15 protein-coding genes and 1 other RNA gene are annotated in these 19,945 nt (G+C 61.7%); 12 read left to right on the forward strand and 4 right to left on the reverse strand.

Annotation, left to right across the window (positions count from 1 at the left end; all coding sequences use genetic code 11):
* Nucleotides 1-106: 106 nt before the first annotated feature.
* From QZH45_RS10670 to QZH45_RS10700, 7 genes are all read left to right on the forward strand, one after another.
* Nucleotides 107-766, forward strand: a complete 660-nt coding sequence (locus QZH45_RS10670; RefSeq protein ID WP_024776771.1) for a GntR family transcriptional regulator — start codon at nucleotides 107-109, stop codon at nucleotides 764-766.
* Nucleotides 767-768: 2 nt separating this feature from the next.
* On the forward strand, nucleotides 769-4,257 hold the full coding sequence (gene smc / locus QZH45_RS10675; protein WP_024776772.1) for a chromosome segregation protein SMC: 3,489 nt from the start codon (nucleotides 769-771) through the stop codon (nucleotides 4,255-4,257).
* A gap of 230 nt (nucleotides 4,258-4,487) precedes the next feature.
* Nucleotides 4,488-5,330, forward strand: coding sequence for a cell division protein ZipA (zipA, locus tag QZH45_RS10680; protein WP_024776773.1), 843 nt, complete (start codon nucleotides 4,488-4,490; stop codon nucleotides 5,328-5,330).
* Between the two features lie 227 nt (nucleotides 5,331-5,557).
* Entirely contained in the window at nucleotides 5,558-7,915 is a 2,358-nt protein-coding gene (gene ligA, locus QZH45_RS10685; protein WP_432783755.1) for an NAD-dependent DNA ligase LigA, read from the forward strand.
* 106 nt (nucleotides 7,916-8,021) lie between these two features.
* Nucleotides 8,022-9,182 (forward strand): zinc-binding metallopeptidase family protein, encoded by a 1,161-nt coding sequence (locus QZH45_RS10690; RefSeq protein WP_055136039.1) that lies wholly within the window; start codon nucleotides 8,022-8,024, stop codon nucleotides 9,180-9,182.
* A gap of 292 nt (nucleotides 9,183-9,474) precedes the next feature.
* Nucleotides 9,475-9,571, forward strand: an RNA gene (ffs, locus tag QZH45_RS10695) — signal recognition particle sRNA small type.
* Between the two features lie 193 nt (nucleotides 9,572-9,764).
* Nucleotides 9,765-10,418 (forward strand): Pr6Pr family membrane protein, encoded by a 654-nt coding sequence (locus QZH45_RS10700; protein ID WP_053193503.1) that lies wholly within the window; start codon nucleotides 9,765-9,767, stop codon nucleotides 10,416-10,418.
* Nucleotides 10,419-10,610: 192 nt separating this feature from the next.
* Here the strand turns inward: QZH45_RS10700 and QZH45_RS10705 are convergent, their stop codons facing one another.
* Complete coding sequence (locus tag QZH45_RS10705) at nucleotides 10,611-10,925, reverse strand: helix-turn-helix domain-containing protein (RefSeq protein WP_024776777.1); 315 nt, start codon at nucleotides 10,923-10,925, stop codon at nucleotides 10,611-10,613.
* A gap of 338 nt (nucleotides 10,926-11,263) precedes the next feature.
* On the opposite strand from QZH45_RS10705, the gene QZH45_RS10710 reads away from it, so the two are divergent.
* Nucleotides 11,264-13,006: a putative bifunctional diguanylate cyclase/phosphodiesterase gene (locus QZH45_RS10710; protein WP_053193500.1), complete on the forward strand. Its 1,743-nt coding sequence runs from the start codon at nucleotides 11,264-11,266 to the stop codon at nucleotides 13,004-13,006.
* On the opposite strand, the gene QZH45_RS10715 is transcribed toward QZH45_RS10710, so the two are convergent.
* Nucleotides 12,958-13,725, reverse strand: a complete 768-nt coding sequence (locus tag QZH45_RS10715; RefSeq protein WP_053193497.1) for a substrate-binding periplasmic protein — start codon at nucleotides 13,723-13,725, stop codon at nucleotides 12,958-12,960. The two genes, QZH45_RS10710 and QZH45_RS10715, sit on opposite strands and share 49 nt — an antisense overlap.
* Nucleotides 13,726-13,868: 143 nt before the next feature.
* Here QZH45_RS10715 and dnaX point away from each other — a divergent pair, with 143 nt between their 5' ends.
* The 4 genes from dnaX (at nucleotide 13,869) to recR (ending at nucleotide 18,283) form a co-directional block, all read left to right on the forward strand.
* Nucleotides 13,869-15,917 carry a DNA polymerase III subunit gamma/tau gene (gene dnaX / locus QZH45_RS10720; RefSeq protein WP_053193494.1) on the forward strand — a complete coding sequence of 683 codons (2,049 nt, stop codon included), beginning with the start codon at nucleotides 13,869-13,871 and terminating at the stop codon, nucleotides 15,915-15,917.
* Between the two features lie 64 nt (nucleotides 15,918-15,981).
* Nucleotides 15,982-16,320, forward strand: a complete 339-nt coding sequence (locus QZH45_RS10725) for a YbaB/EbfC family nucleoid-associated protein (RefSeq protein WP_003183512.1) — start codon at nucleotides 15,982-15,984, stop codon at nucleotides 16,318-16,320.
* A 259-nt stretch (nucleotides 16,321-16,579) separates the two neighbouring features.
* Complete coding sequence (locus QZH45_RS10730; RefSeq protein WP_024776780.1) at nucleotides 16,580-17,614, forward strand: NADP-dependent oxidoreductase; 1,035 nt, start codon at nucleotides 16,580-16,582, stop codon at nucleotides 17,612-17,614.
* A 66-nt stretch (nucleotides 17,615-17,680) separates the two neighbouring features.
* Nucleotides 17,681-18,283, forward strand: a complete 603-nt coding sequence (recR, locus tag QZH45_RS10735) for a recombination mediator RecR (protein WP_024776781.1) — start codon at nucleotides 17,681-17,683, stop codon at nucleotides 18,281-18,283.
* 261 nt (nucleotides 18,284-18,544) lie between these two features.
* Here recR and QZH45_RS10740 read toward each other — a convergent pair whose 3' ends face one another.
* Both QZH45_RS10740 and fnr read right to left on the reverse strand, forming a co-directional pair.
* Nucleotides 18,545-19,093, reverse strand: coding sequence for an adenine phosphoribosyltransferase (locus QZH45_RS10740; protein WP_024776782.1), 549 nt, complete (start codon nucleotides 19,091-19,093; stop codon nucleotides 18,545-18,547).
* 75 nt (nucleotides 19,094-19,168) lie between these two features.
* Complete coding sequence (fnr, locus tag QZH45_RS10745) at nucleotides 19,169-19,903, reverse strand: fumarate/nitrate reduction transcriptional regulator Fnr (protein ID WP_024776783.1); 735 nt, start codon at nucleotides 19,901-19,903, stop codon at nucleotides 19,169-19,171.
* Between the last annotated feature and the right edge of the window lie 42 nt (nucleotides 19,904-19,945).

The following is a 19,945-nucleotide window of genomic DNA, read 5'->3' on the forward strand; positions in this document are numbered from 1 at the left end:
TTTTTGCTTGAAACGTGCCAAAAACCCCATACAGGCCCTGCGCCATGCCTTATCGAGTGCGCTACACTGCGCCGCTTGTGCAGATCGAAGAGTTTGAAGGACAACCATGACGTTCAAGGCCCCGGACAGCCTCGCCGAGCAAATCGCCCACCATCTCGCCGAACGCATCATTCGCGGTGAAATGAAGCCGGGAGAGCGCATCCAGGAGCAAAAGGTCACGCTGGCGCTCAACGTCAGCCGCGGCTCGGTCCGCGAGGCCTTGCTGATCCTGGAGCGACGTCATCTGATCGCCATCCTGCCGCGCCGTGGCGCCCACGTCACCGAACTCACCGAACATAACGTGCGCAGCCTCTGTACGCTCATGAGCGAGCTGTACATCCTGCTGGGCAACGCCGTGGCCCATGGTTGGCGGGATTCGGCCGACATGGCGCCGTTCCTGCAGATCCAGCAGCGCCTCAAGGAGGCCTTCGAGCGCCAGGACATCCGCATGTTCGTCGACGAGAGCTTCAGTGTGATGCGCGCGGCCTATCCGTTTGCCAATAACCCGTACTTGCAGGAAACCGTCGAGAACCTGCAGCCGGCCATGAGCCGCGCCTACTTCCTGGCCCTGGAACAGCGCAAAGCCGAGATGAGCGAGTTTCTCGACCTGTTCCAACGCTTGCTCGTCGCGGTGCTGGCCCGTGATCTGCCGCAGATTCGCATTGTGCTGATGGCTTACTGTCAGCGCAGTTGCGATCTGGTGGTTGCCGCCCTGACGAAGGCCTGAACGTGCGCCTCAAGTGCATCAAGCTGGCGGGGTTCAAGTCCTTCGTCGACCCGACCACGGTGAACTTCCCCAGCAACATGGCGGCTGTGGTGGGGCCCAACGGTTGCGGCAAGTCGAACATCATTGACGCCGTGCGCTGGGTGATGGGCGAGAGTTCGGCCAAGAACCTGCGCGGCGAATCGATGACCGACGTCATCTTCAACGGCTCCACCAGCCGCAAGCCGGTCAGTCAGGCGAGCATCGAGCTGGTGTTCGATAACTCCGACGGTACCTTGATCGGCGAATACGCGGCCTACGCGGAAATCTCCATCCGCCGCAAGGTGACCCGCGACAGCCAGAACAGTTACTTCCTCAACGGCGCCAAATGCCGGCGTCGCGACATCACCGACATCTTCCTCGGCACCGGCCTGGGGCCGCGCAGCTACTCGATCATCGAACAGGGCATGATCTCCAAGCTGATCGAGGCCAAGCCTGAAGACCTGCGCAACTTCATCGAAGAGGCCGCCGGCATCTCCAAGTACAAGGAGCGCCGGCGCGAGACGGAGAACCGAATCCGTCGCACCCACGAAAACCTGGCTCGCCTGACCGACCTGCGCGAAGAACTCGACCGTCAGCTCGAACGCCTGCACCGCCAGTCCGAGGCCGCGCGCAAATACCAGGAATACAAAGGTGAGGAGCGTCAGCTCAAGGCCCAGCTCTCGGCCCTGCGCTGGCAGGCATTGAACGAGCAGGTCGGTCAGCGCGAAGCGATCATCGGCAATCAGGAGGTCAGCTTCGAAGCCCTGGTGGCCGAACAGCGCAACGCCGATGCCGCCATCGAGCGCTTGCGTGACGGGCACCACGAATTGTCCGAACGTTTCAATCTGGTGCAGGGGCGCTTCTATTCGGTTGGTGGCGACATCGCCAGGGTCGAGCAGAGTATCCAGCACGGTCAGCAACGACTGCGCCAGTTGCAGGATGACTTGAAGGAAGCCGAGCGCGCGCGCCTGGAAACCGAGTCTCATTTGGGGCACGACCGCACTTTGCTGCTGACTCTTGGCGAAGAGCTGGAGCGGCTCACGCCAGAGCAGGAAATCACCAGTGCCGCTGCCGAAGAGGCTGCCGCGGCCCTGGAAGAAGCCGAACTGACCATGCACGGCTGGCAGGAGCAATGGGACCGGTTCAACCTGACTTCCGCCGAGCCGCGGCGTCAGGCCGAGGTCCAGCAGTCGCGCATCCAGCAGTTGGAAACCAGCATGGAGCGCCTGGCCGAGCGTCAGCGTCGCCTGGCCGAAGAGCGTGCGTTGCTTGCGGCAGACCCGGAAGACGCGGCGATCCTGGACCTGAGCGAGCAATTGGCCGCCAGCGAAGCCACCCTCGAAGATTTGCAGGCCAGTGAAGACGCCCAGGTCGAGCGGCTCGAACAACTGCGCCAGGCCTTGCAACTGGCCCTTCAGAATCAGCAGCAGGCCCAGGGCGAGCTGCAACGGCTCAACGGGCGTCTGGCCTCGCTGGAAGCCTTGCAGCAAGCCGCGCTGGACCCGGGCACCGGCGCCGCCGAATGGCTGCGCGACCAGCATCTGGCCGAACGCCCGCGGCTGGCCGAAGGGCTGAAGGTCGACGCCGGCTGGGAGCTGGCGGTGGAAACCGTGCTGGGCGCCGATCTGCAAGCGGTGCTGGTGGATGATTTCGCCGGCTTCGACCTCTCGGGGTTCACCCAGGGTGATCTGCGCCTGCTCAGCCCGGCCAGTGACGGCGTGCGGATGCCGGGCAGCCTGCTGGACAAAGTCGAGGCCAAGGTCGATCTGGCGCCTTGGCTGGGGCAGGTCAGGCCGGTGGAAAACCTCGAACAGGCTCTGGCGTTGCGCGGGCAACTGGCGGCGGGCGAGAGCCTGATCAGTCGCGACGGCTATTGGATCGGCCGGCATTTCCTGCGGGTGCGTCGGGCCAGCGAAGCCGAGAGCGGCATGCTCGCCCGGGGCCAGGAAATCCAGCGTTTGGGCGCCGAGCGCGACGAGCGCGAAGCCAGTGTCGAAGCCCTGGAAACCGAGTTGCAGAATCTGCGGGCGCAGCAGCGTCAACAGGAAAACGGCCGCGAACACCTGCGCCGGCTGCTGCAGGACGAGGCGCGCCAGCAGGGCGAGCTCAAGGCACAGCTCTCGGCCGGCAAGGCCAAGGCCGAGCAGTTGGCCTTGCGTCGTACTCGTCTGGAAGAAGAGATCGCCGAGCTGGGCGAGCAACGGGCACTGGAGCACGAACAGATCGGCGAGGCGCGCCTGCAACTGCAGGAAGCCCTCGATGCCATGGCGCTGGACACTGAGCAGCGTGAACTGTTGCTGGCCCAGCGCGACAGCCTGCGCGAACGCCTTGACCGGGTGCGCCAGGAAGCGCGTCAGCACAAGGATCATGCCCATCAGTTGGCGGTGCGCCTGGGTTCGCTCAAGGCGCAGTACGATTCCACGCGCCAGGCTCTCGAGCGTTTGGAAATGCAGTCCGAACGGCTGACCGAAAAACGCGAACAGTTGAGCCTGAACCTGGAAGAGGGCGAGGCGCCGCTGGAAGAGTTGCGCCTCAAACTCGAGGAACTGCTCGACAAGCGGATGAGTGTCGATGAAGAGCTCAAGACGGCGCAGATCGCCCTGGAGGACGCCGACCGCGAACTGCGCGATGCCGAGAAGCGCCGTAGCCAGGCCGAGCAGCAATCCCAGCTGATTCGCGGCCAGATGGAGCAGCAACGCCTGGAGTGGCAGGCCCTGACCGTGCGCCGCAAGGCCTTGCAGGACCAACTGCTGGAGGACGGCTACGACCTCAACGGCGTGCTCGCTACCCTGGTGGCCGGGGCTAACGAGAAAGACGCCGAGGAGGAGCTGGAGCGCATTGCTGCGCGGATCCAGCGCCTGGGCGCGATCAACCTGGCGGCCATCGACGAATACGAGCAACAGTCCGAGCGCAAGCGCTACCTCGACGCCCAGGACGCTGACCTGGTGGAAGCGCTGGAAACCCTGGAAAACGTCATTCGCAAGATCGACAAGGAAACCCGCAACCGCTTCAAGGATACCTTTGATCAGATCAATGGCGGTTTGCAGGCGCTTTTCCCAAAAGTTTTCGGTGGCGGCAGCGCTTACTTGGAACTGACGGGCGAAGATCTACTCGATACTGGGGTGACGATCATGGCGCGGCCTCCCGGAAAGAAGAACAGCACCATTCATCTGCTCTCCGGTGGCGAAAAGGCGCTGACCGCATTGGCCCTGGTATTTGCCATCTTCAAGTTGAATCCGGCGCCGTTCTGCATGCTCGACGAAGTCGATGCACCGCTGGACGACGCGAACGTGGGCCGTTACGCGCGTCTGGTAAAGGAAATGTCTGAAACGGTGCAGTTCATCTACATCACCCATAACAAGATCGCCATGGAAATGGCCGATCAGTTGATGGGGGTGACGATGCACGAGCCGGGCTGTTCGCGGTTGGTGGCGGTGGATGTCGAGGAGGCGATGGCAATGGTGGATGCCTAGCGGCGAGCGGCGAGCTTCAAGTGGCAAGCTGCAAGCGATGCAGCTTCGGCTTGAAGCTTGAAGCTGCTGTTATGTAGCTTGTAGCTGTTGGTCATGCTAGTTTAATGTCAATTTTTCGTGTGCGTGGGCAAAACGCCATTCAGAACATAGAGTTGGCGCCACGTTTTAAAGCGGTTTGCAAATAGCTAAGCCCCTTATTTTTCAGCATTTTTATAGAGGCACGGGATTACATGGAAATCGGTCTGCGCGAGTGGCTGATCGTCATCGGCATCATTGTCATTGCCGGTATTCTTTTCGATGGCTGGCGCCGCATGCGCGGCGGCAAGGGGAAACTCAAGTTCCGCCTTGATCGCAGCCTGTCGAACCTGCCGGACGACGATGACAATGCCGAACTGCTGGGGCCGCCCCGGGTGCTGGACACCCACAAGGAGCCGCAGCTGGACGAGCATGACCTGCCGTCGATGAGCGCGCCGGTGCGCGAACCCCGCGAGTCGGGCTCCAAACGCGGCAAGCGCAACAACGAACCGTCCCAGGGAGACCTGAACCTCAACCTGGACCTGGATGGCGGCCCGAGCTTCAGCAGCCGCGACGATTTCCCGGACGAGAGCAAGGCGTCGAGCAGTGACAAGGACCAGGCCCAGGCGGAAGAAGTCCTGGTGATCAGCGTGATCTGTCGCGATCCGGCCGGCTTCAAGGGCCCTGCGTTGTTGCAGAACATCCTGGAAAGCGGCCTGCGTTTCGGCGAGATGGACATTTTCCACCGCCACGAAAGCATGGCCGGCAACGGCGAGGTGCTGTTCTCCATGGCCAATGCCGTCAAGCCGGGGGTGTTTGATCTGGACGACATCGATCATTTCAGCACGCCGGCGGTGAGTTTCTTTCTCGGTCTGCCGGGCCCGCGTCATCCCAAGCAGGCCTTTGACGTGATGGTGGCGGCGGCTCGCAAGTTGTCCCAGGAACTCAATGGCGAATTGAAGGATGACCAGCGCAGCGTGCTGACCGCCCAGACCATCGAGCACTACCGTCAGCGTATTGTCGAATTCGAACGTCGGGCATTGACCCAGAAGCGCTGATCAGAGCGCCTCTGGTAGCCGCTTGTGGCAAACCGCTTTTGTGGCGAGGGGATTTATCCCCGCTGGGCTGCCAAGCAGCCCTCAAAATGTTGTGTTGCCACAGAGTTTGCGAGTGCTGCGCACTCGAGCGGGGATAAATCCCCTCGCCACAGGTTCTCTGCCGAGCGTTACTTGACTGATTGAAATGAGCAGCCTCGGCTGCTCTTTTGCTTTATGAGAGAACACCCATGAATGCCGTCGAAACCCGCATCCTAGAGCTGCGCACCGAACTGGAGCAGCACAACTACCGCTATCACGTCCTTGATGAACCCACCATCCCGGATGCCGAGTACGACCGGCTGTTCCATGAGCTCAAGGCCCTGGAAGCGCAGCACCCGGAGTTGGTGACCAGCGACTCACCGACCCAACGGGTCGGCAGCGTGGCGCTGTCGGCGTTCAGCCAGGTCCGTCACGAAATCCCGATGCTCAGCCTGGGCAATGCCTTCGATGAAACCACCATGCGTGAGTTCGACCGCCGGGTGACCGAAGGTCTCGATCTGCCGATAGGCGATCTGCTGGGCGGCGGTGCGGCGGTGGAGTACAGCTGCGAGCCGAAGCTCGATGGCCTGGCGGTCAGTCTGTTGTACCAGGACGGCCTGTTGGTACGCGGTGCCACTCGCGGCGACGGCACCACTGGCGAAGACATCAGCGTCAACGTGCGCACCGTGCGCAACATTCCCCTCAAGCTGCAAGGCAGCGGCTGGCCACCCGTGCTGGAAGTGCGCGGCGAGGTCTACATGTCCAAGGCCGGTTTCGAGCGCCTCAACGCCACGCAGTTGGAGGCGGGCGGCAAGACCTTCGCCAACCCGCGCAACGCGGCGGCCGGCAGCCTGCGCCAGCTTGACTCCAAAATCACCGCCAACCGCCCGCTGGAGTTCTGCTGCTACGGCATTGGCCAGGTGACAGCGGATATCGCCGATACCCACATTGGCAATCTCAAACAGCTCAAGGCCTGGGGCATGCCCATCAGCCGCGAACTGAAACTGGCCCACGGCATCGACGAATGCCTGGATTACTACCGCGACATCGGCGAGCGGCGTAGCGCGTTGCCCTATGAGATCGATGGCGTGGTGTTCAAGGTCAACAGCATTGCTTCCCAGCGTGAACTCGGCTTCCGCGCTCGCGAGCCGCGCTGGGCCATCGCCCATAAATTCCCCGCCAGCGAGGAGCTCACCGAGTTACTCGACGTCGAGTTTCAGGTGGGTCGCACCGGGGCCGTGACGCCTGTTGCGCGGCTCAAGCCGGTCAAGGTGGCCGGCGTGACCGTGGCCAATGCCACGCTGCACAACATGGACGAGGTGGCGCGCCTGGGATTGATGATCGGCGACACGGTGATTATCCGTCGCGCCGGGGACGTGATCCCCCAGGTGGTTCAAGTCGTCACCGAGCGCCGCCCGGAAAATGCCCGCCCGGTGGAAGTGCCCCAGCAGTGTCCGGTGTGCGGTTCCCACGTGGAGCGCACGCAATTGATCAAGCGCAGCAAGGGTCGCGAAACCATCAGCGAAGGCGCGGTCTATCGCTGCGTCGGGCGCCTGGCCTGTGGGGCGCAGCTCAAGCAGGCGATCATTCACTTCGTCTCGCGCCGGGCCATGGACATCGAAGGGCTGGGGGAAAAGAGCATCGAACAACTGGTGGACGAGGGCCTGGTGGGATCGCCGGCCGATCTGTATGCCCTGACCTTCGAACAAGCGGTCGACCTGGAAGGCTTTGCCGAATTGTCGAGCCGGAAGTTGTTGGCGGCCATCGTCGACAGCAAGAAGCCCAGTCTGGCGCGCTTCATTTACGCCCTCGGCATCCCGGATGTCGGCGAGGAAACCGCCAAGGTCCTGGCGCGCTCCCTGGGCTCGCTGGAGCGCGTGCAAGCGGCGTTGCCCCAGGTGCTCACTTATCTGCCGGACGTGGGCCTGGAAGTGGCGCATGAGATCCACAGCTTCTTCGAGGACCCGCACAACCGTCAGGTGATCGCGGACCTGCTGCGTCATGGTCTCGATATCCAGGACCAGGGCGAGCTGGGCGCCGAGTTCTCCGCCAGCACCACCCTGGGCGGCTTCCTCGACAAGCTGTACATCCCGTCGGTCGGACCGGGTGGTGCGCAGAAACTGGCAGACAAGTTCGGCTCCCTTGAGGCGGTGATGAACGCGGACTGGCTGGACATGCGCCAGGCCCTGCCGGAAAAGCAGGCCAACGCCGTGCGGGAGTTCTTTGCCATTACCGAAAACCGCCAGCAGGCCGAGGCCGCGGAACAGCAGTTGCGGGACTTCGGCATGCACTGGCGAAGCGAGAAAAAGGTGGTCGAAGGCTTGCCCGAGGCGGGTCACACCTGGGTACTGACCGGTTCGCTGGAATTGATGAGCCGAGACGTCGCCAAGGACAAGCTGGAGAGCCTTGGTGCCAAGGTCGCCGGGTCCGTGTCGGCGAAAACCCATTGCGTGGTGGCCGGGCCGGGCGCGGGCTCGAAGCTGACCAAGGCCAATGAACTGGGGCTCAAGGTGCTGGATGAAGAGGCGTTCGTGGCGTTTCTTGGCAAGCACGGCATCACGGTCTAGCCCTTGTGGCGCGGGGATAAATCCCTTCGCCACAGGGGTGCGTCACCAGGCTGAACGTCTGTGCCAGAAGACGATCTAGTGTTGCAGGCCCCAGGGAGAGATCGCCATGTACCGCTTCTTCGAACAACTGAGCTCACGCATCGCCGCGCCGTTCCTGGGTGACCGTTCGCGCAACAGCAAGGTCTGGCCGTGTCGCTGCGGCCAGTCGCTGTTTTTCCGCAACAGCCAGTGCCTGGCCTGCCTGGCGGCGTTGGGCTACCAGCCGGAGCAGAGTCGTCTTTCGTCCCTGCAACCCGGTGATCTGCCTGACACCTGGACCCTGGATGCCGACCCACAGGCCGGTCTGTTCCGTCGCTGTGCCAACCTCGATACCGCGGCAGCGTGCAACTGGCTGCTGCCGGCCGGGGGGCGCGACACCTTGTGCATCGCCTGCAGGCTGAACCGCACCATCCCCGACCTGTCGATCCCGGAGAACCCTGAACGCTGGCGCAAGGTCGAGACGGCCAAGCGCAGGCTGGTGGCGCAACTGATCACCCTCGGTCTGCCGGTCGCGCCGAAAAGCGTCGACGAATCCACGGGCCTGGCCTTCGACTTCATCGGCGTCGACCCTGACGGCACGCCACCGACCACCGGCCATGCCAGCGGCTTGATCACGCTCGACATCAAGGAAGCGGACGACGCCCACCGTGAGGCCGTGCGCCAGCAGATGCACGAACCGTATCGCACCTTGCTCGGGCACTTTCGTCACGAAGTGGGGCATTACTACTGGGATCTTCTGATTGCCAACAGTCACTGGCTTGAAGCATTCCGCGGATTGTTCGGCGATGAGCGCGCCAGTTATGCCGACGCGCTGGAGCGGCATTACCAGCAAGGAGCACCGTTGGACTGGCAAACCCGTTACGTCAGTGCCTACGCCACCATGCACCCCTGGGAGGACTGGGCCGAAACCTGGGCTCACTACCTGCACATGATGGACGCCGTGGACACGGCGCTGGGCTTTGGCATGAGTGCCCAGGACATGGACTTCGACTACCAACCGTTCCCACCCGATACCCTGTTCGATCCCGAGCACACCGGAGGCGCGGCGTTCCTGTCGTTCGTCAACGCCTGGATCGAACTGGCAGGCATGCTCAACGAACTGTCCCGCAGCATGGGCCAGCCGGATTTCTACCCGTTCGTCGTGCCGGCAACCGTCATCACCAAACTGCATTTCATCCATCTGGTGATCCAGGAGGAGGGCGGCCGGGCAGATGAGGTGCTGCTGTAGCGATGGGGTTTGGCGGGATGGCTGTGCTCTTGGCTCACCCACGATCTACTGTGGAAGCGAGTCTGCTCGCGATGGCGGCAGCTCATTCAGTCCTGATGCAAGCCGACCCACCGCTTTCGCGAGCAGGCTCGCTCCCACAGGGTTCTTCGGGGTGCTGCAGAAATCATCTCCACCCCCATAGCAAGTGCTTGAACATCTTCGCTTTTTTAATCCGGTGCGAACGGTTGTAACTTCCCGTCAGATAGGTACAATGGCGCGGCTCGCCGTCAGGCGGGCGTCGTTATGGTGACCCCATCGGTCCCCCCGCAACGATTACCCGTGAACCTGGTCAGATCCGGAAGGAAGCAGCCACAGCGGGAACATTGTGTGCCGGGGTGTGGCTGGTGGGGTTGCCTCCATAACGCCCCAGGCCTTCATTCGCAAGGTTTGTCAGATTGTCCCTTATTTCTCTTGTTCTGATCGAATTCGGTCGATGCCTTCTGCTGTCTGCTCTATTACCGTTGATCGGCACTGTCATTTCTGACAGTAGAATTTCACGTTGTGCCTTTCTAGGGTTCGTGTAACCGGCCAGAGGGCAGCGTGATGAACAACGACATGGTGTTGACGCAAAGCAGGGGGGCAATCGCCGTGAAGGTCGCGGCGGCGCTGGGATGGTTTGCATTGCTTCTCCAGCTTTACCTGGTCCTGGCCTCGCGCTGGCAGGCCGAGAAGAGCCTGTTGGGTGGCGTGGAGATCTTTTTCAGCTATTTCACGGTGCTGACCAATGTCCTGGTGGCGATCGTGCTGACCTGCGCGGCGACGACAGGAGACTCGGCGCTGCGACGTTTCTTTCTCCGGCCTTCGACCCAGACGGGGGTGGCGGCTGCCATTTTGCTGGTCGGGGTGGCGTACAACCTGCTCCTGCGCCAGACGTGGAATCCTCAAGGCTGGCAGTGGGTGGCTGATGAGTTGTTGCACGACGTGATGCCGGTGCTGTTCATGATCTATTGGTGGTTCTGTGTGCCAAAGGGAACCCTGCACTGGAGCAATGTATGGGCGTGGCTGATCTATCCACTGGTCTATTTCATTTACGCCCTGATACGTGGCGAGATGATCGGCTTCTACCCCTATCCGTTCATCGAGGCGAACAGCTTGGGTTATTCACAGGTGCTGGTTAATGCGGTGTTGGTGTTGGTGGGGTTCGTGGTGATTTCACTGGTGCTGGTCGCGGTGGATCGAGCGAAAGGCGGGCGCTGATTGACTGGTTATTTTTCTGGATGCCCATACACCCAGTGTTCGCCACCGATCCCTTGTGGGAGCAAAGCTTGCTCGCGATGGCGGTGGGTCAGCTTGCATTGATGTTGCCTGATATTCCGTTATCGCGAGCAAGCTTTGCTGCCACAGGTTGTGTGCGTCAGGTGCGGGTAGCCGGGGAGCGATCACGCCGGCTCAAGGCTTGGACAGCGCCTGATCCACCGCCGCGATCAGCTTGCCCAGGTCCTTCGGCGTGGCCTTGTGTATGACTCCGAACAGATAGGCGCGCTGTTCGTCTTCATCGTTCATGTCGGCGAAAAAGGCTTTCAGTTGCACGTCCAACACGTTGGCGAGCAGGAACAGGGCTTCGATGCTGGGCATGTAGATGCCGGTTTCGAAGCGGCTGATGGTTTTGGGGTCAAAACCGGTTTTTTCGCCAAGTTCAGCCTGAGTCAGCCCCGCTACTTTGCGGTAGCGTCTGATGGCTGCACCCAAACTTGAAATTTGCATCGCTCAATTCCCATTTAGAATCAAGAACTTAACGATAGATTTTCGCATTAGGCAACCGCGCAATCCATCACCTTGCTTTGCAAAATGTGATGCGTTTCGTAGAATCATCGTTTGGGACGGGCATTTGGTGACCTGCTTCAGATGCCGGAATGCGCAAAAAGAAATGGGCCGCGCGCTCATTGTCGTCGCGCCGGGCAGGCGTTCTGGACTTTCAGGTGGCACCGGCGACGCCGTGCTCCCGCTTTTCTCAAGGTGTTTGAGCCTAGTTGATTTTCGCCTGTCCGAAGGCGGTGCAACCGCGTGCGACAAATGAGCCTGACTCATGGATGACTGCTTCGATGGATAAGAAGTACCGCAGAGCCGTTGACGCCGCCGCGATTTTTTCCGAAACCGATGCGAGCGGGCGTATCACTTACGTCAACGACCAGTTCTGTAGCCTCTTCGGCTACCGGCGCGATGAACTGCTGGGGGCGAACCATCGCCTGCTCAATTCCGGTCATCACCCAGGCGAGTTCTTCAGTGACATGTGGCACACCATCTCGTTGGGACAGGTCTGGAAGGGAGATATCTGTAACCGCGCCAAGGACGGTACGTTGCATTGGGTCGACACCACCCTGGTACCGGTGATCGACGACGCGACGGGGCAGGTCGAGCGCTACCTGGCGATTCGTTTCGACGTCAGCGACAAGCGTCGACAATTGCACTCCCTGCAATGGCGAGTCGGGCACGACGTGCTGACCGGGCTGCCAAATCGCACCTACTTGTCTGAACTGCTGGACCAGGCCCTGGCGTTTTCCCAGTCGGAAAACTTCCCCCTGGCGGTCTGTATGCTCGACCTCGATGGCTTCAAGGCGGTCAATGACGGTCACGGCCATGCCAGTGGCGATCAACTGCTGATCGAGGTCGCTAGGCGATTGCGCAGCATCGTGCGAGGCGAAGATGTGGTTGCGCGGCTGGCGGGGGACGAATTCGTGCTGGTGTTGCGTCACGTGCCTGGGATGGATGAGTTGCATGGGGCTTTGAACCGGGTGCTGGTTGCCGTGTCCACGCCCTATGCCATTGACGGAAAAAGCATCAAGGTTTTCGCAAGTATCGGCGTCACGTTATTCCCTTGGGACAACGAAAACGCCGAGACGTTGCTGCGCCATGCCGATCAGGCTATGTACATGGCCAAGCAGAGCGGTCGCAACCGCTTCCATCTGTTCGATGTATCCAGGGACAAGGAGGTGCGGGCCACCTACCAGACCGTCGAGCGGGTTCGGCAGGCATTGGCCGCCCAGGAGCTGCGGCTGCATTTCCAGCCCAAGGTCAACATGCGCAGCGGTGCCGTGGTGGGGCTTGAGGCCTTGCTGCGTTGGAAGCACCCGCAACGTGGCCTGGTGCCGCCCCGGGAGTTCCTGCCGCTGGCGGAGGAGACCGACCTGATCGTCGAGATCGGCGAGTGGGTCATGGAGCAGGTCATGACCCAGTTGCAGCTTTGGCAGCAAGCGGGACCGGGGTGGCCGGTGAGCATCAACATCTCGGCGCGGCATTTCCAGCGGGCGGACTTTGTCGAGCGGCTGCAGCAGATGCTGGGGCGGCACTCGGACGTGGCGCCGCGGATGCTTGACCTGCAAATCGTCGAATCCGTCGCGGTGGAAAATCTCCAGCATGTCAGCACTTGCCTGCAGGCTTGCCAGGCCTTGGGGGTAGGGTTCTCCCTGGGCGGCTTCGGGACGGGCTACTGCTCTCTCAATGACCTCAAGCATTTGCGTACCCAGACCATCAAGATCGATAAGACCTTCATCCGCGACATTCTTGTGAACCGGGATGACCTGGCCTTGACCAAGGCTGTGATCGGTCTGGCCCAGGCGTTCGATCGCGAAGTCGTCGCCGAGGGGCTGGACAGCCTCGAGCATGGGCAATTGCTGCTGCGCCTGGGTTGTGAAGTCGCCCAGGGTTACTTCATCGCCCGGCCCATGCCACCGGAGCAGATACCGGGTTGGGTGGCGAGGTTTGTTCCGCCGCCGCAATGGCAGCAGCGTCCGGGCATTCAGGGGGAGCCGGCTTCAGCTTCGGATGCCGCGTTGCGGCCGGTGTAGAGCTGGATGATCGCGTCGATTTCCCCTGATGCCTTCATGTCCTGCAAGGTGCGCAGAATACGCTGTACCGGGATTTTCGGATCATTGCGCAGGTAGCAGCCCAATTGCTGTTCCTGGAGAATGGTCACCCCTTGCAGTTGGCGGTCAGCGGTGTGTCGTTGGTTGAACCAGTCCAGTGCCCATTGATTGCTCACGCCGTAGCGGTAGCGGCCGGCAAGCAGTTTTGCCAGCACCTGTTCCTGACTCCGTGCATCGTCGCGCCGCAGATGGCCACTGTCGAACAGGGGTTGCAAGGTCGGGTAGGTATAACCGAGCACGGTGCCTATGAACTGCTGCCCCAGCGTCGCCGGTGCCACCTTTGCCGGGGCACTGGCCGTACCGACCAGCAGGTCGCGCTGGAAGAACAGCGGCACGCTCCACAGGTAATCACCGCCTTTATCCTTCACCCAATCCTGGCTGACATAACAGCGTATGTCGACTTCGTCGCGTTCCATGGCGCCGTCGAGCCGGGCCCGGGACAGGACGTGAAACTCGGCTGGCATGCCCACCCGGGTCGCCAGACTGCTCATGACGTCAGGGAGTATTCCCTGCGTCGGGCGACCCTGTTCGATCTGCACCATGGGCATGGCCCAGCCGTCGGTCACGGCAAAGCGCAAGGGTAATTCGGCGGCGGAACATTCTGTCCCTAATAACAGCAAAGCCCCCATGGCCAAGCGCATAAGCTCTCCTGACGGTCTAAAAACGTGTCGACAACCGAGTCCCTGATCCAAGCTTAGTCAGATTAGAACGGTGCACCGGATGCAATTTCGCCCCTGCTCCGCTAGCATTAGCCGCTTATGTTCCTTCGTTGCGATGGTTTTCGATGAGTTATCAGGTTCTTGCACGTAAATGGCGTCCGCGCTCGTTCCGCGAAATGGTCGGCCAGACCCATGTGCTCAAGGCTCTGATCAACGCCTTGGACAGCCAGCGCCTGCACCACGCCTACCTGTTCACCGGGACCCGCGGCGTGGGCAAGACTACCATCGCGCGGATCATAGCCAAGTGCCTGAATTGTGAAACCGGCATCACTTCAACGCCTTGCGGCGAATGTTCGGTCTGCCGGGAAATCGACGAAGGTCGTTTTGTCGACCTGATCGAGATCGACGCCGCCAGCCGCACCAAGGTCGAGGACACTCGCGAGCTGCTCGACAACGTGCAGTACGCCCCGAGCCGTGGGCGCTTCAAGGTCTACCTGATCGACGAAGTGCACATGCTCTCCAGCCACTCTTTCAATGCGCTGCTCAAGACGCTTGAGGAGCCGCCGCCCTACGTCAAGTTCATCCTGGCCACCACCGATCCACAGAAGCTTCCTGCAACGATTCTGTCCCGCTGCCTGCAGTTCTCCCTGAAGAACATGACACCGGAACGGGTCGTCGAGCACTTGACCCACGTGCTGGGCGTTGAGAATGTGCCGTTCGAAGACGATGCGCTGTGGCTGTTGGGCCGCGCTGCCGACGGCTCGATGCGTGACGCCATGAGCCTGACCGACCAGGCCATTGCCTTCGGTGAAGGCAAGGTCATGGCTGCCGATGTGCGGGCCATGCTCGGTACCCTTGATCACGGCCAGGTCTATGACGTGTTGCATGCCCTGATCGACGGCGACGCGAAGGCGTTGCTCGAAGCGGTGCGCCACCTGGCCGAACAGGGGCCGGACTGGAACGGCGTGCTGTCGGAAATTCTCAATGTATTGCACCGTGTCGCCATCGCCCAGGCCTTGCCCGACGGCGTCGACAATGGCCACGGCGACCGTGATCGCGTGCTGGCCCTGGCCCAGGCGTTGCCCGCCGAAGACGTGCAGTTCTATTACCAGATGGGCCTGATCGGTCGTCGTGACCTGCCTCTGGCACCGGATCCGCGCGGCGGCTTCGAGATGGTGCTGCTGCGAATGCTGGCGTTCCGGCCTGCCGACACGGCGGATGCGCCGAGGCAGGCGCTAAAGCCAGTGGGGATCAGTCAGGCCACAGCTGATTCCGCCAAGCCAGTGGCTGCCGCGCCCGTTGCTGCGCCGGCAGTGGCTTCTGCTCCGGCTGCGGTGCCGCCGGTCATGGAAGCGGCCCCAGCGCCTGTCGTCGAGCCTGAGCCTGTTCCCGAGCCTGTCGCCGAAGTCGTTATCGATCTGCCCTGGAATGATCCGGTCGAGCCCGAGATCGTCCAGCAGCCTGTCGTCGAGCCTGTACTGGAAACCGTTGCCGAGCAGCCCGATCTGCCGCCGATGCCCCTGCCGACGCCCGACAGCGTGGTGCCGGAGGCGCCCGAGTGGGTCGCCGCACCGATGCCCGAGCCGACTGTCGCCGATGTTGATATGGCCACGCCGGGCGTGGACCTGGACGACGAGCCTCCGCTGGATGAGGATTACATCGAGCCTGACATGGACTCGGCCTATAGCTACCTGGACGATCTGGCCAGTGAGCACGCCGCCGAGCCGGCACCTGAGCCGGAGCCGGAGCCCGCGGCGATGCCGGCTACCGGACTGGCCCTGCAATGGCTGGAACTGTTCCCGAAATTGCCGATCACCGGCATGACCGGTAGCATCGCCGCCAACTGCACGCTGATCGCGGTGGAAGGCGACCACTGGTTGCTGCACCTGGACCCGGCCCACAGCGCCCTGTTCAACGCGACCCAGCAGCGGCGTCTCAACGATGCACTGAACCAGTATCACCAGCGCACCTTGACGCTGAGCATCGAGCTGATCAAGCCTGAGCAGGAAACCCCGGCCCAGGCCGCGTCCCGGCGTCGTGCCGACAGACAGCGCGAGGCCGAGGAATCGATCCACAGCGATCCGTTCATCCAGCAGATGATGCAACAGTTCGGCGCGGTGGTCCGTCACGATACTATCGAACCTGTCGAAGCCCCGGTCACCCAGGGCTCATAATTGAAGGCGCCGGGCCGAAAGGGCCGGGCGCGGTGTTTATCCAAGTACTTTCGAGGTGATTCCCATGATGAAAGGTGGCATGGCCGGCCTGATGAAGCAGGCGCAGCAGATGCAGGAAAAAATGGCCAAGATGCAGGAAGAGCTGGCCAACGCCGAAGTCACCGGCAAGTCCGGCGGCGACATGGTGACCGTGGTCATGACCGGTCGCCACGACATCAAGCGCGTCAGCATTGACCCGAGCGTGGTCGAAGGCCTGAGCGAAGATGACAAGGAAATGCTCGAAGCCCTGTTCGCCGCCGCCGTCAACGATGCCGTGCGCAAGATCGAAGCCAACAGCCAGGACAAGATGTCCGGCATGACCGCCGGCATGCAACTGCCGCCGGGCATGAAACTGCCGTTCTGATTCGCCATCCCGGTCGGGATGGGCTACACCCAATGCCAGGCATTGCGCCTGGCATTTTTGTTTCTGGTGCATGGCTGTGATGGTCGGAACCGTTGTAGGAGCAAAGCTTGCTCGCGATAAGCGCCGGGGCCCCCTGAGAGACCGCGTTGAATCCATCGCGGGCAAGCCTTGCTCCCACAGCGATAAACATCGAACGCCACCCCCCAGGCAATGGTCTGCTCCCTATACGTGCCCATTCAACGATCAAGGAGACGTTTCCATGTCACAAGCATCGACCTCCAACCAGCGCATCGTCCTCGCTTCCCGTCCCAAGGGCGCTCCCACCACGGAGAACTTCCGCATTGAACAGGTGACTCTGCCAGAGCTGGCGGACGGGCAGGTCCTGCTCAAGACATTGTTCCTATCCCTGGATCCCTACATGCGTGGGCGGATGAGCGACGCGCCTTCCTACGCTGCGCCGGTGGAAATCGACGAAGTGATGACCGGCGGAGCTGTCAGCCGCGTAGTGCGCTCGAAGCACCCGAAATTTCACGAGGGCGACCTGGTAGTGGGGGCCACGGGGTGGCAGAGCCACAGCATCAGCGATGGTCGCAACGTCATACCCATTCCATCCGGGTTGCCCAGCCCGTCGATGGCCTTGGGGGTGTTGGGCATGCCGGGCATGACCGCCTACATGGGATTGATGGACATCGGTCAACCCAAGGCCGGGGAAACCCTGGTGGTGGCCGCCGCCTCGGGTGCCGTGGGTTCCGTGGTTGGCCAGGTGGCGAAAATCAAGGGCCTGCGGGTCGTCGGGATAGCTGGCGGCAGCGAGAAATGCCAGTACGTGGTCGATGAGTTGGGATTCGACGCCTGCATCGATCACAAGAGTGAGCACTTTGCCGAAGAGCTGGCCCGGGTTTGCGACAAAGGCATCGACATCTATTACGAAAACGTTGGCGGCAAAGTCTTCGACGCGGTGCTACCGCTGCTCAACGCCAAGGCCCGCGTCCCGCTCTGTGGCTTGATCGCGTCCTACAACGATCAACATGCTCCGAGCGGGCCGGATCGCTTGCCGCAATTGCAGCGGACCTTGCTGACCAAACGGGTGCGCATGCAGGGCTTTATCGTGTTTGACGACTACGGTGACCGTCAGCCGGAATTCATCAGCGCCATGGCGCCATGGGTGCGGGATGGTCGGGTCAAGTTCCGTGAAGACGTGGTCGATGGTCTGGAGAATGCGCCACAGGCATTCATCGGGCTGCTGGAGGGGCGCAACTTTGGCAAGCTGGTGGTGCGGGTGGCACAGGATTGAGTATTTGACGCTGCTCAGAGGCGCGGGTATAAACCGCGTCTCGTTGTCATGTCGGACATTTCCTCGATGAGCTTCAGCCCTTTGATTCGCCAACTGATCGATGCCCTGCGAACCTTGCCGGGTGTGGGCCAGAAAACTGCCCAGCGCATGGCATTGCAATTGCTCGAGCGTGATCGCAGCGGCGGTTCGCGCCTGGCCCAGGCCCTGAGCCAGGCCATGGAAGGGGTTGGGCATTGCCGTTTATGCCGCACCCTGACCGAAGACGACCTGTGCCCGCAATGTGCCGATTCGCGTCGGGACGACACACTGCTGTGCGTCGTGGAAGGGCCCATGGATGTGTATGCGGTGGAGCAGACCGGTTTCCGTGGCCGGTATTTCGTGCTCAAGGGACATCTCTCGCCCCTCGATGGCTTGGGGCCAGAGGCCATTGGCATCCCCGAGTTGATGGGACGGATCGAAGAGGCGGGGACTTTTACTGAAGTCATCCTTGCCACCAACCCGACGGTGGAAGGCGAAGCCACCGCCCATTACATCGCCCAACTGCTGAGCAACAAAGGCCTGGTTGCCTCCCGCATCGCCCACGGCGTGCCGTTGGGGGGCGAGCTGGAGTTGGTCGATGGCGGAACGCTGGCGCACTCGTTTGCCGGGCGCAAGCCGATTACGCTGTAACCACCGTATGACCCCTCTGTGGGAGCGGGCTTGCTCGCGAAAGCGGTGTGCCAGTCAATAAATCATGTGGCTGTCACTCCGCTATCGCGAGCAGGCTCGCTCCCGCATTGGTCGGGGGTAGCTTTAGTATTCTGCGGCCGCACACAACCCCTGTGGGAGCGAGCCTGCTCGCGATGGCGGTAAGTCAGTTGGCGATAATGTGACTGATACACCGTTTTCGCGAGCAAGCCCGCTCCCACCGAACCGATGATGGTCGGGCGGTTATCGTTCGCTCAGGGAGAACTGCGTCAGGCAGAACGTTGGAATCCCCATGTCGGTCAGTCGCTGGGAGCCCAGCAATTCCGGCAAGTCGATGATCGCCGCCGCTTCGTGGACCTTGGCGCCCATGCGGCGGATCAGGTTGGCTGCGGCGATCAGCGTACCGCCGGTGGCGATCAGGTCATCGAACATCACCACTGAATCTCCCTCGCACAGGCTGTCGGCATGCACTTCCAGGAAGGCTTCGCCGTATTCGGTCTGGTAACCCTCGGCCAGCACATCGGCCGGCAGCTTGCCTTGCTTGCGGAACAGCACCAGAGGCTTGTTCAGCTGGTAGGCGAGGATCGAACCGATCAGGAACCCCCGGGCATCCATCGCGCCGATGTGGGTGAACTCGGCCTCGACATAGCGGTGGACGAAGCTGTCCATCACCAGCCGCAGGGCCGTGGGAGACTGGAACAGTGGGGTAATGTCGCGGAAGATCACGCCGGGTTTGGGGAAGTCGATTACGGGGCGGATCAGGGATTTGATGTCGAAGGAGTCGAAGACCATCGTCGAAGTGTCCTGGCAGGCTGCAAACGCGGCAGTATAGCGCGGCCAGGGAAATCCCTCAGCCGCGCCCGTTCATCAGCCTTCGATCGAGCCGCCGGCCAGGGCGCAGAGCTGGATCGGATCGAGAATGTGGATCTCCTTGCCTTCGGCGGCAATCAACTCATTCTGCTGGAAACGGGTGAACACTCTGGATACGGTCTCCACGGCCAGGCCCAGGTAGTTGCCGATTTCATTGCGCGACATGCTCAGGCGGAACTGATTGGCCGAGAATCCACGGGCACGGAAGCGAGCGGAAAGGTTGATCAGGAAGGTCGCAATGCGCTCGTCGGCGGTTTTTTTCGAGAGCAGCAGCATCATCTGCTGATCGTCGCGGATCTCCCGGCTCATCACCCGCATCAACTGGCGGCGCAACTGCGGTAGTTGCAGCGCGAGTTCATCGAGGCGGTCGAAGGGGATCTCGCACACCGACGTGGTTTCCAGTGCCTGGGCCGAGACCGGATGGCTTTCGGTGTCCATGCCGGACAGTCCCACCAGCTCGCTGGGCAGGTGAAAGCCGGTGAGCTGCTCTTCGCCGCTGTCGCTCAGGTTGAAGGTTTTCAACGCGCCCGAGCGCACGGCATAGACGGAGTCGAAGGTGTCACCCTGGCGAAACAGGAACTCACCTTTCTTCAACGGTCGGCCCCGTTTGACGATCTCATCCAGCGCGTCCATGTCCTCCAGATTCAGCGACAATGGCAGACAGAGAGGGGCCAGGCTGCAATCCTTGCAATGGGCCTGGCTGTGGGCGCGCAGTTTGACTGGCTCGGACATTTCTTTAATCCTTGTGGGGAAACACACATAAGGCGTAAGGGT

The sequence above is a fragment of the Pseudomonas corrugata genome (genome assembly GCF_050920615.1).
Lineage (GTDB): Bacteria > Pseudomonadota > Gammaproteobacteria > Pseudomonadales > Pseudomonadaceae > Aquipseudomonas > Aquipseudomonas corrugata.

Coding starts and splice junctions, on each gene's coding strand:
- QZH45_RS10715 (WP_053193497.1), bottom strand. CDS start 13,725: ATGCGCTTGGCCATGGGGGCTTTGCTGTTATTAGGGACAGAATGTTCC.
- dnaX (WP_053193494.1), top strand. CDS start 13,869: ATGAGTTATCAGGTTCTTGCACGTAAATGGCGTCCGCGCTCGTTCCGC.
- QZH45_RS10725 (WP_003183512.1), top strand. CDS start 15,982: ATGATGAAAGGTGGCATGGCCGGCCTGATGAAGCAGGCGCAGCAGATG.
- recR (WP_024776781.1), top strand. CDS start 17,681: ATGAGCTTCAGCCCTTTGATTCGCCAACTGATCGATGCCCTGCGAACC.
- zipA (WP_024776773.1), top strand. CDS start 4,488: ATGGAAATCGGTCTGCGCGAGTGGCTGATCGTCATCGGCATCATTGTC.
- QZH45_RS10700 (WP_053193503.1), top strand. CDS start 9,765: ATGAACAACGACATGGTGTTGACGCAAAGCAGGGGGGCAATCGCCGTG.
- QZH45_RS10690 (WP_055136039.1), top strand. CDS start 8,022: ATGTACCGCTTCTTCGAACAACTGAGCTCACGCATCGCCGCGCCGTTC.
- QZH45_RS10705 (WP_024776777.1), bottom strand. CDS start 10,925: ATGCAAATTTCAAGTTTGGGTGCAGCCATCAGACGCTACCGCAAAGTA.
- QZH45_RS10710 (WP_053193500.1), top strand. CDS start 11,264: ATGGATAAGAAGTACCGCAGAGCCGTTGACGCCGCCGCGATTTTTTCC.
- fnr (WP_024776783.1), bottom strand. CDS start 19,903: ATGTCCGAGCCAGTCAAACTGCGCGCCCACAGCCAGGCCCATTGCAAG.
- QZH45_RS10670 (WP_024776771.1), top strand. CDS start 107: ATGACGTTCAAGGCCCCGGACAGCCTCGCCGAGCAAATCGCCCACCAT.
- ligA (WP_432783755.1), top strand. CDS start 5,558: ATGAATGCCGTCGAAACCCGCATCCTAGAGCTGCGCACCGAACTGGAG.
- QZH45_RS10740 (WP_024776782.1), bottom strand. CDS start 19,093: ATGGTCTTCGACTCCTTCGACATCAAATCCCTGATCCGCCCCGTAATC.
- QZH45_RS10730 (WP_024776780.1), top strand. CDS start 16,580: ATGTCACAAGCATCGACCTCCAACCAGCGCATCGTCCTCGCTTCCCGT.